Source organism: Chryseobacterium sp. PET-29 (genome assembly GCF_025736815.1).
GTDB lineage: Bacteria > Bacteroidota > Bacteroidia > Flavobacteriales > Weeksellaceae > Chryseobacterium > Chryseobacterium nepalense.
Map to the genome: position 1 here is coordinate 1,519,990 of NZ_CP107053.1, position 14,450 is coordinate 1,534,439.

The 14,450-nt window shown below is 39.2% G+C and carries 15 protein-coding genes; 4 read left to right on the top strand and 11 right to left on the bottom strand.

What is annotated here, in order from left to right; all coding sequences use genetic code 11:
* Positions 1 to 40 precede the first annotated feature (40 nt).
* Together dinB and ODE14_RS06595 are read left to right on the top strand one after the other, a co-directional pair.
* The gene (gene dinB, locus ODE14_RS06590) at positions 41 to 1,186 is read left to right on the top strand and encodes a DNA polymerase IV (RefSeq protein WP_241613675.1); all 1,146 of its coding nucleotides are present in this window, start codon (positions 41 to 43) and stop codon (positions 1,184 to 1,186) included.
* Between the two features lie 12 nt (positions 1,187 to 1,198).
* On the top strand, positions 1,199 to 4,252 hold the full coding sequence (locus ODE14_RS06595) for a DNA polymerase III subunit alpha (RefSeq protein ID WP_241613677.1): 3,054 nt from the start codon (positions 1,199 to 1,201) through the stop codon (positions 4,250 to 4,252).
* A gap of 88 nt (positions 4,253 to 4,340) precedes the next feature.
* Here the strand turns inward: ODE14_RS06595 and arsB are convergent, their stop codons facing one another.
* From arsB to ODE14_RS06650, 11 genes are all read right to left on the bottom strand, one after another.
* The gene (arsB, locus tag ODE14_RS06600; RefSeq protein WP_241613679.1) at positions 4,341 to 5,366 is read right to left on the bottom strand and encodes an ACR3 family arsenite efflux transporter; all 1,026 of its coding nucleotides are present in this window, start codon (positions 5,364 to 5,366) and stop codon (positions 4,341 to 4,343) included.
* A gap of 5 nt (positions 5,367 to 5,371) precedes the next feature.
* Positions 5,372 to 5,983 carry a hypothetical protein gene (locus ODE14_RS06605; RefSeq protein ID WP_241613682.1) on the bottom strand — a complete coding sequence of 204 codons (612 nt, stop codon included), beginning with the start codon at positions 5,981 to 5,983 and terminating at the stop codon, positions 5,372 to 5,374.
* 25 nt (positions 5,984 to 6,008) lie between these two features.
* A complete protein-coding gene (locus ODE14_RS06610) occupies positions 6,009 to 6,500 on the bottom strand; it encodes a GNAT family N-acetyltransferase (RefSeq protein ID WP_241613683.1) in 492 nt (163 codons plus the stop codon).
* A 14-nt stretch (positions 6,501 to 6,514) separates the two neighbouring features.
* Complete coding sequence (locus ODE14_RS06615) at positions 6,515 to 6,979, bottom strand: DUF6428 family protein (RefSeq protein WP_241613685.1); 465 nt, start codon at positions 6,977 to 6,979, stop codon at positions 6,515 to 6,517.
* Between the two features lie 65 nt (positions 6,980 to 7,044).
* Positions 7,045 to 7,374: an ArsR/SmtB family transcription factor gene (locus ODE14_RS06620; protein WP_241613687.1), complete on the bottom strand. Its 330-nt coding sequence runs from the start codon at positions 7,372 to 7,374 to the stop codon at positions 7,045 to 7,047.
* A gap of 92 nt (positions 7,375 to 7,466) precedes the next feature.
* Entirely contained in the window at positions 7,467 to 8,327 is an 861-nt protein-coding gene (locus ODE14_RS06625) for a toprim domain-containing protein (RefSeq protein ID WP_263603436.1), read from the bottom strand.
* Between the two features lie 441 nt (positions 8,328 to 8,768).
* Positions 8,769 to 9,863, bottom strand: coding sequence for a hypothetical protein (locus ODE14_RS06630; protein WP_241613691.1), 1,095 nt, complete (start codon positions 9,861 to 9,863; stop codon positions 8,769 to 8,771).
* A gap of 33 nt (positions 9,864 to 9,896) precedes the next feature.
* A complete protein-coding gene (locus ODE14_RS06635; RefSeq protein WP_263603437.1) occupies positions 9,897 to 10,607 on the bottom strand; it encodes a hypothetical protein in 711 nt (236 codons plus the stop codon).
* A gap of 3 nt (positions 10,608 to 10,610) precedes the next feature.
* Positions 10,611 to 10,868: a DUF3853 family protein gene (locus tag ODE14_RS06640; RefSeq protein WP_073000169.1), complete on the bottom strand. Its 258-nt coding sequence runs from the start codon at positions 10,866 to 10,868 to the stop codon at positions 10,611 to 10,613.
* Between the two features lie 254 nt (positions 10,869 to 11,122).
* Positions 11,123 to 11,968: an RteC domain-containing protein gene (locus ODE14_RS06645; RefSeq protein WP_263603438.1), complete on the bottom strand. Its 846-nt coding sequence runs from the start codon at positions 11,966 to 11,968 to the stop codon at positions 11,123 to 11,125.
* A gap of 49 nt (positions 11,969 to 12,017) precedes the next feature.
* Positions 12,018 to 13,727, bottom strand: coding sequence for a helix-turn-helix domain-containing protein (locus ODE14_RS06650; RefSeq protein WP_263603439.1), 1,710 nt, complete (start codon positions 13,725 to 13,727; stop codon positions 12,018 to 12,020).
* Between the two features lie 269 nt (positions 13,728 to 13,996).
* On the opposite strand from ODE14_RS06650, the gene ODE14_RS06655 reads away from it, so the two are divergent.
* Positions 13,997 to 14,251 (top strand): hypothetical protein, encoded by a 255-nt coding sequence (locus ODE14_RS06655; protein ID WP_263603440.1) that lies wholly within the window; start codon positions 13,997 to 13,999, stop codon positions 14,249 to 14,251.
* Between the two features lie 31 nt (positions 14,252 to 14,282).
* Complete coding sequence (locus tag ODE14_RS06660; protein WP_241613702.1) at positions 14,283 to 14,447, top strand: hypothetical protein; 165 nt, start codon at positions 14,283 to 14,285, stop codon at positions 14,445 to 14,447.
* The last annotated feature ends 3 nt before the right edge of the window (positions 14,448 to 14,450 follow it).

Here is a 14,450-nt window from a genome sequence, read left to right on the forward strand (position 1 = left end):
TATACAATTTTTTGCTACAAAACATAATAATTTTGTCAACATGAATCGCGCGATTGCCCATATGGACCTTGACACATTCTTCGTCTCCTGTGAGAGACTGAAGAACTCCGAACTTGTTGGAAAGCCGCTTATCATTGGTGGCGGAGACAGAGGAGTGGTAGCATCCTGCTCTTATGAAACACGATATTTTGGGGTGCGAAGTGCCATGCCGATAAAGATGGCTTTAAGGCTTTGCCCGGAAGCAAAGGTAATCCGGGGCGATATGGAAATGTACTCCAATATGTCGCATATCGTTACAGAGATCATACAGGAAAAAGTCCCTGTTCTTGAAAAGGCAAGTGTTGATGAATTCTATCTTGATCTTTCCGGGATGGATAAATTTTTCGGTTGCTATCAATGGACCACTGAAATTGCAGAGGCTGTCAGAAAAAATACTGGTCTGCCCATCAGCTTTGCCTTATCCACCAATAAAACTGTTTCCAAAATCGGAACCGGGGAATCGAAGCCCATCGGAAAACTTGAAATTCCTGAGCAGAACATCAAGCCCTTTCTGAATCCACTTTCCATAAAGAAGATTCCAATGGTTGGGAATGTCACTTTTCAACTCTTATCCAGATTAGGAGTCAGAACCATTGAAACCCTATCGGAAACACCGATTGAAGTTTTGCACCAGCTGATCGGAAAAAACGGGCAGGAACTCTGGAAGAAAGCCAACGGCATTGATGAAACGCCAGTTATTCCCCATTCCGAAAGAAAGTCCATCTCAAAGGAAAATACATTTTCACAGGATACCATCGATATCACCGCCATAAAGAGCATACTGTCAGGAATGGTGGAACACTTATGCTTCCAGCTCCGTCAGGAGAAGTGGCTGACATCTACCGTTGTGGTAAAGATTCGGTATTCCAATTTCGATACGGAGACCAAGCAATACATGATCCCTTACACTTCATCCGACCATACGCTGCTCAGGTATGCATTAGAATTATTTGAAAAGGTCTACAACCGCAGGATGCGAATCAGGCTGATAGGGATAAAATTTACCGGATTAGTTCACGGCTGTCACCAGATGAACCTGTTTGAAGATACGGAAGAGCTTATCAGTCTTTATCAAACGTTGGACAAAATTAAAACGAGATTCGGTTCAGATAGCGTTGGCCGGGCATCCGCATTTTTAAACCAATAAATTCACGATGTTATGTTCATCAATTGTCATTCTTTCCACAGCTTACGCTACGGCACTATTTCCGTAAAAGAACTGGTTCAGCAGTGTGTTGATCTGGGAATCGGTGCGTCTGCTTTGACCGACATCAATTGTATCTCCGGCATTTATGATTTTCACAGGTTATGTGAAAGAAGCAACATAAGGCCAGTCGTGGGTGTGGATATAAGAAATGACAATAGACAGTATTATATCTGCCTGGCAAAAAATCAATCAGGTATTGGTGAGATCAACAGGCTTTTGACACAGCATAATTGTGAAGGAAAGGACTTGCCTGTACATCACCCTGATCTGTCGGAGGTCTTTGTCGTATACCCTCTGAGCAATTATCCTGAGAAACTGGGCAGAAACGAATACATCGGGATACGTCCCGAAGAGATCAATCTTTTGATCAATCCCAGCCTGAGAAAGTATCTGCCAAGAATGGTCATGTTACAGCCGGTAACTTTTACAACAAAGAGAGAATATAGACTGCATAAGATCCTGCGTGCCATCGACCGGAATACCCTGGTCACTAAGCTTGAAGAAAATGATATATGCGGCCCAAACGAGAAGCTGATCTCAAAGGATGAGCTTTTAAAGAATTACCATCATTATCCACAGATCATTGAAAATACGAAACAATTACTGGAACAATGCCATTTCCATTTTGATTATAAGACCCCTAAAAACAAAAAGAACTTTACAGAAAGTAAAGACAGCGATATAAAGCTTTTGAAGGAACTTGCCTATAAAGGGTTTATTAAGAGATATCCTGATGATGACGGAAAGGCAAGAGCACGGATGGACAAGGAACTTGATGTCATTGATCAGCTGAATTTCTGTGCTTACTTTCTCATCACATGGGACATCATACAGTACAGCAATCGGATGGGGTTTATGCATGTCGGTCGCGGAAGCGGTGCCAATAGTATTGTGGCCTACTGTCTTGGCATTACAGACATCTGCCCGCTGGAGCTTGATCTGTACTTTGAACGCTTTCTGAATCTGAACCGGAAAACACCGCCGGATTTTGATATCGACTGGAGCTGGCAGAACAGGGATACGATTTTACAATACATCTTTGATAAATATGGAAAAGACCACGTGGCATTTTGCGGAACAAATGTCGAGTTTAAATACAGATCGATCTTCCGTGAGGTGGGAAAAGCATTTGGTCTGCCAAAAGAGGAGCTTGACGAGCTTGCCACCAGATCTATTGAGCAGCACGATATTAATTCGGTGTCAGCAATGGTTCACAAATATGGAAAGCTTTTAGAGAAATTTCCAAACCAGAGAAGTATGCACTCTTGCGGGATTCTAATCTCTGAAGAGCCCATCACCAATTACTCCGCATTGGAAATGCCGCCGAAAGGATTTCCGATCGTCCAGTTCGATATGCACGTGGCTGAGGAAATCGGTCTGGAAAAATTCGACATCCTTTCCCAGCGGGGCTTAGGAACCATCAAAGATACGGTAAAACTCATCGAAGAGAAACGAGGTATCAAAGTTGATATCCGTGATGTGAGCTTGTCAAAAGATGAAGAGAAATGCAATGAATTTCTGAGCAGGGGAAAAACAATCGGTTGCTTCTATATTGAAAGTCCTGCTATGCGCGGACTTCTCCGAAGATTAAAATGCAACAATTATAAAGTATTGGTAGCAGCATCATCCATCATACGTCCGGGCGTGGCACAAAGCGGAATGATGAAGGAATATATTTTCCGCCATAATAATCCTGATCAATTTGAATATTTCCATCCGGTTTTTGAAAAGGAACTGGGAGAGACTTACGGGATTATGGTTTACCAGGAGGATGTTATCAAAATCGCCCTTCATTTCGGAGGCCTCTCCCCTGCTGACGGCGATGTATTACGCCGGGCGATGAGCGGCAAAGGACGTTCGCTCTCTGCCCTGCAGAAAGTCAAAGACCATTTCTTCGAATCCTGTAAAGCCCTGGGTCATCCGGAGCAGCTCTCCAAAGAGGTCTATCGCCAGATAGAATCCTTTGCAGGCTATTCATTCTGCAAGGCCCATTCGGCATCCTATGCGGTAGAAAGCTACCAAAGTCTTTATCTGAAGGTGTACTACCCTATTGAATTTATGGTTTCGGCGATCAATAATGGCGGCGGTTTCTACAGAACAGAGGTATATGCCCATGAAGCGAAAATGTCAGGTGCAACCATATTAAACCCTTGTGTCAATCTAAGTGAATACCAGACTACGGTTTATGAAAAAAACGTCTATTTAGGATTGATGCACATCGAAAAGCTCGAAAGCAAAATCGCGGTTTTAATTCCTGAAGAACGAAAAAATAATGGTGATTATACCTCCCTGGAAAACTTTGTCAAAAGAATCCCCATTGGTATCGAGACCTTACAAACTTTAATATTCATAGGAGCATTCAGGTTTACCGGAAAGCAAAAGCACGAACTGTTAATTGAAGCCCGATTTCTTTTAGCAGGAAACAGGCCGAGTTTTAAGCATTTGACATTACTGGAAGAACCGCAAAAAGAATACACACTTCCAAAAGTACAAAGGCATCCTTTGGAGGATGCTTTTGACGAAATTGAGATCTTGGGATTTCCGGTTTCGGTAAGTCCGTTCGACTTATTACAAACCAAATACAGAGGCAGCGTGATGGCAAAGGACCTGACGAAATACCACAAGAAGCAGGTCAAGATGTTGGCCTATCTGATTTCCCGAAAGCACGTTCCGACAAAAAGAGGAACAATGTTTTTCGGTACTTGGATCGATGCGGAAGGTGAATATTTTGATACAGCGCATTTCCCTGACAATCTAACTCAATATCCTTTTCAAGGTGGTGGATGTTATTTATTATTAGGAACCGTGGAGGTCGATTTTCACTTTCCCACCATAACCATTTTAAAAATGGCAAAAATGCCTTTCATTCATGACCCCCGATATACTTTGGATAAAGACAAAGCGTACGAAGCTTATAACAATATCAGGGAAGATGTCAGCATGACCTTTAGAAAGCCTTATCCACAGGAACATGAGATCGGATTACCAAGAAGGAAGATGAATTAATTAACTCAAATCTCTAAATCTTATTATTTTTTCATTCTGATTTTCAGTTTGTTCAGATCTTTGTACAACGGAAAAAATAATGGTAATATCAGTATTTATTTTTTAAACTCAAACTTGCTTTTACAAGTAATATAAGCACAGGAACTTCCACTAATGGTCCGATAACCCCTACAAAAGCCTGCGGAGAATGAATTCCGAAAACTGCTATTGCTACAGCTATCGCTAATTCAAAGTTGTTCCCTGTAGCGGTAAATGCGATTGAGGCATTTTTATCATAGGGGATATTTAAAGATTTATTGATAAAGAAGCTGACAAAAAACATCATTACAAAATAGATAACCAACGGTACGGCAACTTTTATCACATCCATTGGCAGCTCCAATATTTTGTCTCCTTTCAGACTAAACATTATTACAATGGTAAATAGTAAAGCATACAATGTAACAGGTGATATTCTTGGAACAAATTTTCTGTTATACCATTCTATACCTTTTGATTTGATAAGATAGTAACGACTTAGAAAACCTGTTAAAAATGGAACCCCTAAATAAATCAATACACTCTCTGAAACATCTTTCATTGATACCGTTACGTTGAAGTTGGCCAGTCCTAATTTGCTTGGTAATACATTGATAAACAGCCAAACTAAAAAGCTGTAAAAAACCACCTGAAATATACTGTTCAATGCAACCAGCATAGCGGTATATTCTCTGTTGGCTTTTGCCAGATCACTCCAGACAATTACCATTGCAATACATCTCGCCAAACCTATCAGTATCAATCCTGTCATATAATCGGGTTCATTTCGTAAAAACAAAACTGCTAATCCGAACATCAGCACAGTCCCAACAAACCAATTGAGAAATAATGAAATACCTATTACTTTTTTATCTTTGAATGCTTGAGGTAATAGTGAATAATCAACTTTTGCCAAAGGGGGGTACATCATCAAAATAAGACCAATTGCCAATGGAATATTTGTCGTTCCTACGGACATCGCATTTGTAATTTGTGAAATTGAAGGAAAGAAATATCCTAAGCCTATACCTGCTGCCATTGCAAGGAATATCCATAAGGTAAGGTAGCGGTCAAGAAATTTTAGCTTTGGTTGCATAAAAACTATTTTTTTATCTTAGAGAAAACGTAGAACATTACAGAAGCGATCTGCAAACTTCTTTCTGCATATACTTGTGACTGCTGTGGTGTGTTATCGGAGATTTTAGGATCTTCGAATGTGATAGGGATTCTTTTCTCTGCTCCTGCTATGAAAGGACAACCACCGTCTGCTTGTGAACAGGTCATAATTGCGGCAAAACCGGATGTAGGATTGAACGCACTATCATATCTTTTTGAAAATCCAATTACAGGTAACGAATCATCATTATACTTGATAGCATATACAGGGTTATTTTCATCCGCAATTTTGAAAATGTTAAAACCTTGATTTACGAGTGTCTCAGCCACTTTTGGAAATAATGCCGTTTCTTCCGTACCTCCCGAATAACAACGCACATTTGGAATATTAAAATAGGCAGCTCCAGCTTGCGCCCAGATTTGTGAGAGGTGACTTCTGCGTGAATTATGGGTACAAATGAAAACGAGATTAATATCTTTTCCTTCATCCATTTTTTGCTGTACAAAATCAATTAATGACTGCAATGTAATTTTTCTTTCTTCACTAATGCTTTGATGTTGTAATTGCTGTATAGTATTGGTTAATTCTGGATACATAGTCTTTATTTAAGCTTTATTCTTATTAATCTATTCCGATATTTTTGCTTCTGCGTTCCATAAGAACGTTATCTTTCCAAATCCCATTTTTCTTACCGATCTTTTCTCGGTAACCAACTAATCGGAATCCACATTTCTCGTGTAGCTTGATACTGCCTTCATTTTCGGCGAATATACCGGACTGTAATGTCCATATCCCGTTTTCTTCGCTTTGTTGGATTAATTCTGTCAAAAGAGTTTTTCCGATTCCTTTACCTCGTGCATCCGTTGCAACATAAACGCTTACTTCAGCTACACCCGAATAGACACATCGGCTTGAAACAGGTGTCAAAGACGTCCAGCCAAGCATCTTATCATTATCATAAATGCTGATTCTACAAAAATCGAGATGTTTTTTATCCCATTCTTCCCATTGTGGAGAATCGTTTTGAAAAGTGGCTATATTGGTTGCCAATCCCTGTTTGTAGATTTCTATGACTTCCGAAAAATTGTCTTTAGTTATAGGTCTGATTTCCATTACGCTTTCTTTTTTTAGCAACAACCCGAATTAGGAGTACAGCACGAAGTATTCAAATCAGAAATTTTGACATTTTGTTTTCCTTCAGGAACTCCGCAAGCTTCATTAGCCAGACAAGCAGTTTGTTTATTTTTCAGAACAAAATTATTTCCGTTAAAATCTAAATCATACTTACCGATAGTTTCGCTTTGATATTCAACCTCTATCTCTAAATCTTCGATTCCCAGTTTGTCTTCACACAGTGAGATGATGTCCAAGAGTTTGGTCGGCTTCAATCTATGCTCAAAGTCGTTCGCATCCCACAATTGGAAATTGACAACCTTTTCATTTCTGGTATTGCCACCGCAGTCTATGAAATGTTTTGTAATAACTCCTATTTCTGTAACGTGAAAATGCTCAGGAACAAATTTCCCGTTTTCTAATTGAAATTCTACATTGTTCAATTTTGGTAAGATTTCTTTGATGTTTGATAATTTCATAATAATTAATGTTTATTTAATTTATATATTGCAATATGACGATGTTAAATGGATAAAAAAAATTGTTAGCAACATTGCCCAACTTTTACATCTTGTTCAAAGAATTGATTGAACAATACCTGAATCTTTTTCCATTTTTTATCTTCGATACAATAGCAAACTGATTTCCCTTCGATAGTTCCTTGAATAATCCCGATACTTTTCAATTCTTTCAAATGTTGAGAGATGGTCGCCTGTGCTAGTCCAAGTTCGTCCACTAAGTCATTACAAATACAGGCTTTCTGATTAATGATGTATTGGAGGATTGCGATTCTTGCAGGATGTGCCAAAACTTTAAAGAGAGAAGCTAGATTATTTTGCTCGTCTGTGAAGATTTCTGTTTTAGTAAGTCCCATAATTGATATTTTTATATTGCAATATTACGATAATAAAAATTAATAGTAAAATTATAATCTAATTTTTTTAAATTATAAAAAACAGCAATAAGTTAAAAATCATTTAAACTGTTTGCATTTTTAACAAACCAATCATTCATATCTTTAAAATCGTAATACATTAAAGAGCAATCTTCTACATTAGTATATTCTTTTTTAATTTTTGATGCAACAAACTTTCCGTTTTTGTCATTGTCAAGATAAAGCAAGATTTTCTCATATGTATCTAATATTTTCTCAGCTTTAAAAAGCATAGCCGTAGAGTTTAAAATTAAACAATCGCAGGTCAAACCTAATTTACATTCAAGATTCCTAAAGGTTAAATAGTCAAAGCAGCCTTCGAAAACTGCCACCTCATGATTCATATTCTTTGAATTACTGATCCAACTTACATCTTTCGCACCGAGACAGATTTTAGCATACTTGTTCCTTATTTCAAAACCACCGGAATCGTTTTTAAATCCGATCCCGAAATACTTTTTTCCATTAAGTTCATAATGCACCTCCCTAACGCACTTCTTTTGCTCAGAAACTTTTCTCGAATCCAGATATTGAATCAATGCAGGGTGCCTGACTTCGTCTACTTTTAGTATTGTGTAAGAAGTTTTAGGTTGTATCTCTTCAGCAAACCGTTCAATATTAACCGTAAAATTAAACGATGCAAGGTATTCCAATGCTTCCGCAACGGAGCATTTTTTTATTTGCCGCACAACAGAAATTACATCGTAACTCTTCCCTGTTCCAAAATCAAAAGCGATATTCTTAATAAAATCCACACAAAGACTTGGAATAGTCTCTTCTCTGTCCAACGCAAAGTAAAAAGCGGTTCTGCGATTTTCTTTGACAGGAAAAAGGTTGAATGATTCCAGCAACGAACGGATGCTGATATTTTGTTTGATTTTTCCGCAATTCATTTTTTTCTTTTTTAAAGCACGTTTCTCTTACCAATTTCTTTTTAAATAAAAAATAACTTTTCATCCTTTTCACTCTACTTTTAGCTATTTGGTGTACTGCAATCTTAGAAACCGCTTGGATGATTTTAGGAATGAGTCCAATTCCGATATGGAGATCAGTTCATTTCCGAAATTAAAATGAGTATAAATTCGAAAAAGCACCGTTTTTGAAATGAGTGCAAATCCGTTTTCAATTACAACCAATTCTTCAGATCAGAACCTTATCCGCAATCTTGAGGTATAATCAACAAACGGCAAGCTTACCAGACTTTCAGGAATGAGTCCAAGTCCGATATCAGATTCCTTATGCTTGTTTTGTTAATACGTCATTAACTTCAGCGAGCGCAATTCCGAATTTGAAAGCAGTACAATTCCGAAATACGGATGAGTACCAATCCGAATTCACAGGATAACCGGATAGCCATTCGGCAGCAGTTTTCCGATCTTGCTTTCACGATAGAGTTTAATCATATTCTTTTGGATCTCCATCAAAAATCTTCTGCCCTGGAATTCGGTAGAACTTTTCCCTTTTAACCTGGACGTTCTGATCAATTGCCTGAATGCCTTTTCAATCAGCTCGCGTGTCTGCAGAATATTTTTATACTGGTAGGAAAACTGCAACATTTCATCCTCTTGTAAACCATATCTTTTCCTGAAATACCTTAGCCGTCTCGTAATATCAATTGGCACGTTATCCGGTTCTACCCTTTTTTCAGGAACAGCATCCGTTGCGTACGGTATGATTGAGATCATATCCCCTTTATATTTAAAGTGGAATGATAAACTATTATACCGATCAAGATTTGATCTGGCGGGCTTTAGAAATTTAAAGCACAGGTCGTTAGCTGTTTTGTAGTTGAGTCCGAACTTTCTGTTCAATGTAGAGAGCTTCAGAGCTGTGCCGGTCGGTGGAATTTTTGACAGCCAAATCGCAAAGATGATATGCTTGTTGTTCCTAATGTTGTACACCAGGTTATACAGCACATAATTATACTGTGGAATGACCATCAGCTTTTTCAGCCAGTAGCTGCTAATCAAGAAACTGGTATAGCCGCGATGCTCATAGCTTGGTGTTGAGATAAGACCTCCGAACGTTCGAATCTCCTTTCCCCGGGAATTGACCGCTCGGTACCAGCCCATCCTGAACCTGGCCAGAAATTCATAGGCATCAATGACCTGCCTGGTGGAACCGCTGGGTGAGATCTTATGGTTTTTGATTTTCATCACGGCAAAAACATTGTTGTCGGTCTCGAATTCCTCATTAAACAAAGAAAGTTGTTGCGGTCGGTCTTCCGGTCGGAACTGCTCGCTGCTGATGGTTGCAATGATATTGAATATGACACGCAATGCATTGATCGGAATATCAGCCGCTTCCTGATCCTCGAATATAAAATCATCTACGAAACCATTTCCCAGTCTGATTCTTTCCGGCTCCTTCCCTGTCCTTGCTGTATATTCTTTTCTGACAATTCTTCTGTCCTTCTGAGGGAATGTCATATCCTTCTTATTTTTTAATTATTCTGACAACACTTACAATTCAGGGTCTACTTTGGGATGCCGGATATCGGGTATACTGTCAATCGTCAGTTGAGAATCTTTCTCTCTGGATTTCAGAAACGGCAACACATTTTTGAGCGATGTACGCCAGTTGGTAATAACCCTTCCCGAGTCGCTTTTCCAGTCATTGAATAACCAGTTTGAATATTTATCTTTGATAATGTCATCAAGTTCAGGACTGTAGGCATCCAGTGACCTGGCGTACATTAAAAATTCCTGGAGGTCCGGCACCATTCTTTTTCCCTTTAAAGACTCCCGGGATACAGACGTTGGATCTTTGTCACCAATGGTATCAGCAGTCTCGGACTTATTTTTCTCTTCGCTTCGAAAACGAATTTCATTCTCTTTAGTGAAAACAATGGGCTCTACGACATCATTTGGCATTTCATCACAATTGGCTTCCTCGATTGGGAAGTTAACAATTAGCTTGTAGCTTGTGGGCGCGCCGTTTACGACCGCATATTGGATCAATCCAAAATCTCTAAGCTTTTCCCTGGCTGTTTTTATGGTTGCCCTGCTAAGTCCCAGCCTTTTCCCCAGCTCAACATCAGACATCCTGAACTGATAAGAATCTTTTTCTTTTGCGATATTAAGCAGATACAGGTACAGGGAAGTTACAGCGGTGCCGGGTTTGAACCTGTCACTGAATACCCAGAATCGATCAATGAGCTCAACATAGTACATCGTTTATTTTTTTCCGAACAGCTGTAAAGCTTTTTCCTTATCGATGATGATGATATTACCGTTTTGAATGATCGCCTTATCCAGTATGCCCGAAGACTTTACCTCAGACGCTTTCGAAACAGAGCATCCAAGAATCTTGGCAAGACCTTTAAGACCATATTCATACTTCTTCTCTGTATTCAGATTTTTGGACACTTCAAGAAATTCAGCAACAGTGAGCTGCCATATCGGCGTCTTAGGATCAATACTTTTCTTTTCCATAGCTTTTAAGATTATCGTCTTGTGATAAAATAATCACAAGGCAAAATTCCAAAAGGAATGGTGATATCTTTCGGTAGTTCTTCGGTACTACCGAAAGATTACAGTGTTTATCCTACAAACAAATGCTTCATCAGTCACGCTCTTAAAAACAGAGACACAGAATGTGATCGATTCAGACAAAAAAGCATCACAAAAGCTATTACCAGAGCAATTCAGAACAAAAAATCAAATAAAAACCGATCAAAAACAATTAATTAAGAATCCAGATCATCAAGATATTGATTAAAGTTCTGTTGCAGCAATGAAAGAAACTTACTTCTGTCGGTTTTACGCAGCCGCAATTCTGCCAGCGTCTTGTGGTAGTTCCCTAAATTGATATTCATCGAACTTTCTGCCCATCTGAAAATCTCCGCCAGGTCAGCATGTCCGCCATTGAAACATTTTGTGAGATGAAGCGCATACAGCAGTTCGGTCAATGCTACCTTAGGAGCTGTCCATTCAATACTTTTAATTACTTCAGAAGAATGTCCGAGGTAATCCCCTGAATTGATTTTGTCCGCAAGAAATTTTTCCAGCAGATCATTGGCAAGAATCTGGGACACCAGATGGTCATGGGATGTTGAAAATTCTTCGTCGTAGCTGTAGAGTTCGGGGCTGAGCTTCAGCTTGAAATCAAACTTAAATCGGACAAAGTATTTCTTATCGAGATAAGTAGATTTACGGCGATAGTACGTCATAAAATCTTTGTGCTCATTATAAAAGTGCAGCAGATTGGCTCTTTCATTCTGATAATAAGACTTCAGCACCTCGGGGTCCGAATAAGGCCTTGAAGACTCTATTGATAATATCTTCGCATAATAGATATAAAGTGATATAAATTTTGGTTTGATGGTTTTGAAGAAATAAATTTCTTCACTCCAGTCTGTGAACTGGTAACTACGCAGCAATTCCTTCAGTTGCCTTATCGCCGAATCGGTTTCCATCAATATTTCTTCGGAACAGCTTACGATGCCATTATTGCTCCTGTTGATCTGGTCGACAGCGTTGTTGAGCTCTATCCAAAGCTGATCGATCTTTTTTCGAAAATTCTTTCCGTTCATACGTTTACCTTTAATGTTCACGTAAAAATCGGCTTAAAAACAGATAAAATCAACTATCTCTCAGCTCCTGCTGTCTTTTTCTGATGAAATCAATCGGTCTCATTCCATTGATTTCCAGGAAATGGGACGAAAATTTTTGCCGGTTGGTCATTCCGCACTCAACCGCCAAGGCATCAATACTATAATTCAGATATTTGTTGTCCTCCAAAATAAGTTTCGTGATATACCGGATCCGTAATTCTTTCAGATAGCTTGGGAATGAAATCCCCATATGGACATTGAGCACATAAGACAGATGCGTCCGATTACTTCCGAGCATTTTTGCAACTGTTGGGATGGTAAGATTCTGGTTGAGAAACAGTTTTTGATCCTCAAATCCCTTCAATTTGCTTCGTATATCTTCAATGATCTCAGGACTGTAAAGACTTTTCTCCTCGCTGTTCACCGTATGATCGTGAACGGACTGCTGATTTTCTGACTCTCTTAATTTGATAAGTAGTTCCTTATACTTCTGCGTAAGCCTTCTTTCTCTTTTGCGGGATCGCCAGATCATATAAGATGAAAACAACATTCCGGTCCCAACAGAGATGTAGATCAACGCCAGGTCTTTATTATGTTTTTTTTCAAGTCTGTTTTTCTCCTCAATTAAAGTATCTGTATCATACTCTCGGTAGAGCCTGGAAGAGAGCATTGCAAAATCTGCATTAATGATCGAATCTGCCTTCAGAAGCTGCCCGGTATAATACAGCTGGCCGTCTTTATCTTTATTGCTTTTTGCATCATTGATCAGGTATTCGTAATTGGACCTGATCTCAGGCGTGATAAAGCAGAATTTATTCACCAGGGAGTCCACTTTCTTAAAATAGTTTACAGCATCAATTCTGTCCCGCTTATACCAGTATAATTTCCCTAAATAAAAGTAAACGGTTGTCAAAGAAGCCTGATCACGTACGCTGCTTAAAATATCCCTTGATGCGATTAATTGTTCCTGGGCTTCATCCGCTCTGCCCTGCCGCAGCATTTGAATACCTTTCCCCTTTCTGAACAATCCAAGCTCAGGTAGAAACTCCTTCCTTTTTCGAAGCTGCTTCAGTCCTATATTGATGAGCGAATCTTCCTCTTTATAAAGATGTAAATGTTTGTAGCACGTACTCAGCCTGTAGATACTGTTAAAATAGCCTCGCTCGTTATTGATTCTCAACGTCATGTTTTCGTTCTCTTTTGCTTTTTTCCCGAAGTACTCAGCAGTCTCTTTAAAATGAGCAGCAGCTTCCCTGTAATATCCCAAATAGCTCTTTACCATTCCGAGATGGTAGGTGATCTTATTTTTAAGATAGAGGTCCTCCGAACTTTTTGAGTACCTGAATGCAATCAGGTATTCTTCCAGCGCAGGCTTGTACTGCCTGCGGTTATAATAGTAGATAATACCTTTGCCCAGATAGGCCCGTGCAATTTGATCAGCATCGCGGGACCTTAAGGCACATATGATGGCACTGTCTGCATATAACAGTTTTCTCTCAGATTGTGCACTGTAGTATATCGCCTCTTCATAACCTCTGATCAGTTTTTTGAGATCATTCTCATCCTTTGCTTTATTAATGTACAGGTTTACGAAGATCAAAGCCCTTTCGTCATTTTCGTGATAGGAATTAAAAAGTGCTGCGATTTCCTTATACGATCGTTCAGGGTATTGATGACCATCAATAAAACACCAAAACAGATTAAAGATCAGTAGTAAAATGCTATTATGATAGTTCATAACAATGAGATATATTCAAATTTACTGAAAAATCGACAATTAAACATCTGTTTCACTTTCCCTGAACTTAAAATTCTTTTAATACTTGATTATCAGAACGATAACCATAAAAATACAGGGAACAATGTACCAATAATTCCCTGTTAAAAGATCCATCGTTACCACCTTCACTTTTTTCAACGCACCAGTCCCACTAATTTCGGTGTCAGAATTCTAGACGACCCCGGCCGGGATAGACTTTTTTAAAACATCAAAAATTACAAACCACTATGAAAAAGTATATCTCAATTTTAATGCTGGCACCGGTACTTGGTATGGTATCGTGCGACAGAGAAACCACTACAAATGAAATGTCTGAGGACAACGTTCAACGCATCCAGTACAAGAGTAATCAACATAAAACCGAATCCAGACGGAGTCAGGAAACGCAGGTTGATTCAGCGTCTAAGAAGGATACCGGCGACGACGATGAACCGCAAGATGACAAGCAACATTGGAAAGTGCCGACCGATTCAGTGTGGTAGTCTAAGCTGAACCCAGACGATAAGCCTCGGTATGGAAGATCAGAAAATCACGCTGGCCACAGGGCGAAAATGCACCGTCAGCGGCGAATGGGAAACACAGGGAAGGCTCGGCACGATCATATATGTCTCAAAGGGAGAGATCATGCCGGCCTACTGCGGAAAGAATGTCAAATGGATATTGATCAGAAAAGGATAAAAA

What these genes read in the sequence shown, in the direction of transcription:
- dinB (WP_241613675.1), top strand. Translation starts at nt 41, where the DNA reads ATGAATCGCGCGATTGCCCATATGGACCTTGACACATTCTTCGTCTCC.
- ODE14_RS06595 (WP_241613677.1), top strand. Translation starts at nt 1,199, where the DNA reads ATGTTCATCAATTGTCATTCTTTCCACAGCTTACGCTACGGCACTATT.
- ODE14_RS06650 (WP_263603439.1), bottom strand. Translation starts at nt 13,727, where the DNA reads ATGAACTATCATAATAGCATTTTACTACTGATCTTTAATCTGTTTTGG.
- ODE14_RS06655 (WP_263603440.1), top strand. Translation starts at nt 13,997, where the DNA reads ATGAAAAAGTATATCTCAATTTTAATGCTGGCACCGGTACTTGGTATG.
- ODE14_RS06640 (WP_073000169.1), bottom strand. Translation starts at nt 10,868, where the DNA reads ATGGAAAAGAAAAGTATTGATCCTAAGACGCCGATATGGCAGCTCACT.
- ODE14_RS06635 (WP_263603437.1), bottom strand. Translation starts at nt 10,607, where the DNA reads ATGTACTATGTTGAGCTCATTGATCGATTCTGGGTATTCAGTGACAGG.
- ODE14_RS06660 (WP_241613702.1), top strand. Translation starts at nt 14,283, where the DNA reads ATGGAAGATCAGAAAATCACGCTGGCCACAGGGCGAAAATGCACCGTC.
- ODE14_RS06625 (WP_263603436.1), bottom strand. Translation starts at nt 8,327, where the DNA reads ATGAATTGCGGAAAAATCAAACAAAATATCAGCATCCGTTCGTTGCTG.
- ODE14_RS06620 (WP_241613687.1), bottom strand. Translation starts at nt 7,374, where the DNA reads ATGGGACTTACTAAAACAGAAATCTTCACAGACGAGCAAAATAATCTA.
- ODE14_RS06610 (WP_241613683.1), bottom strand. Translation starts at nt 6,500, where the DNA reads ATGGAAATCAGACCTATAACTAAAGACAATTTTTCGGAAGTCATAGAA.
- ODE14_RS06645 (WP_263603438.1), bottom strand. Translation starts at nt 11,968, where the DNA reads ATGAACGGAAAGAATTTTCGAAAAAAGATCGATCAGCTTTGGATAGAG.
- ODE14_RS06615 (WP_241613685.1), bottom strand. Translation starts at nt 6,979, where the DNA reads ATGAAATTATCAAACATCAAAGAAATCTTACCAAAATTGAACAATGTA.
- ODE14_RS06630 (WP_241613691.1), bottom strand. Translation starts at nt 9,863, where the DNA reads ATGACATTCCCTCAGAAGGACAGAAGAATTGTCAGAAAAGAATATACA.
- arsB (WP_241613679.1), bottom strand. Translation starts at nt 5,366, where the DNA reads ATGCAACCAAAGCTAAAATTTCTTGACCGCTACCTTACCTTATGGATA.
- ODE14_RS06605 (WP_241613682.1), bottom strand. Translation starts at nt 5,983, where the DNA reads ATGTATCCAGAATTAACCAATACTATACAGCAATTACAACATCAAAGC.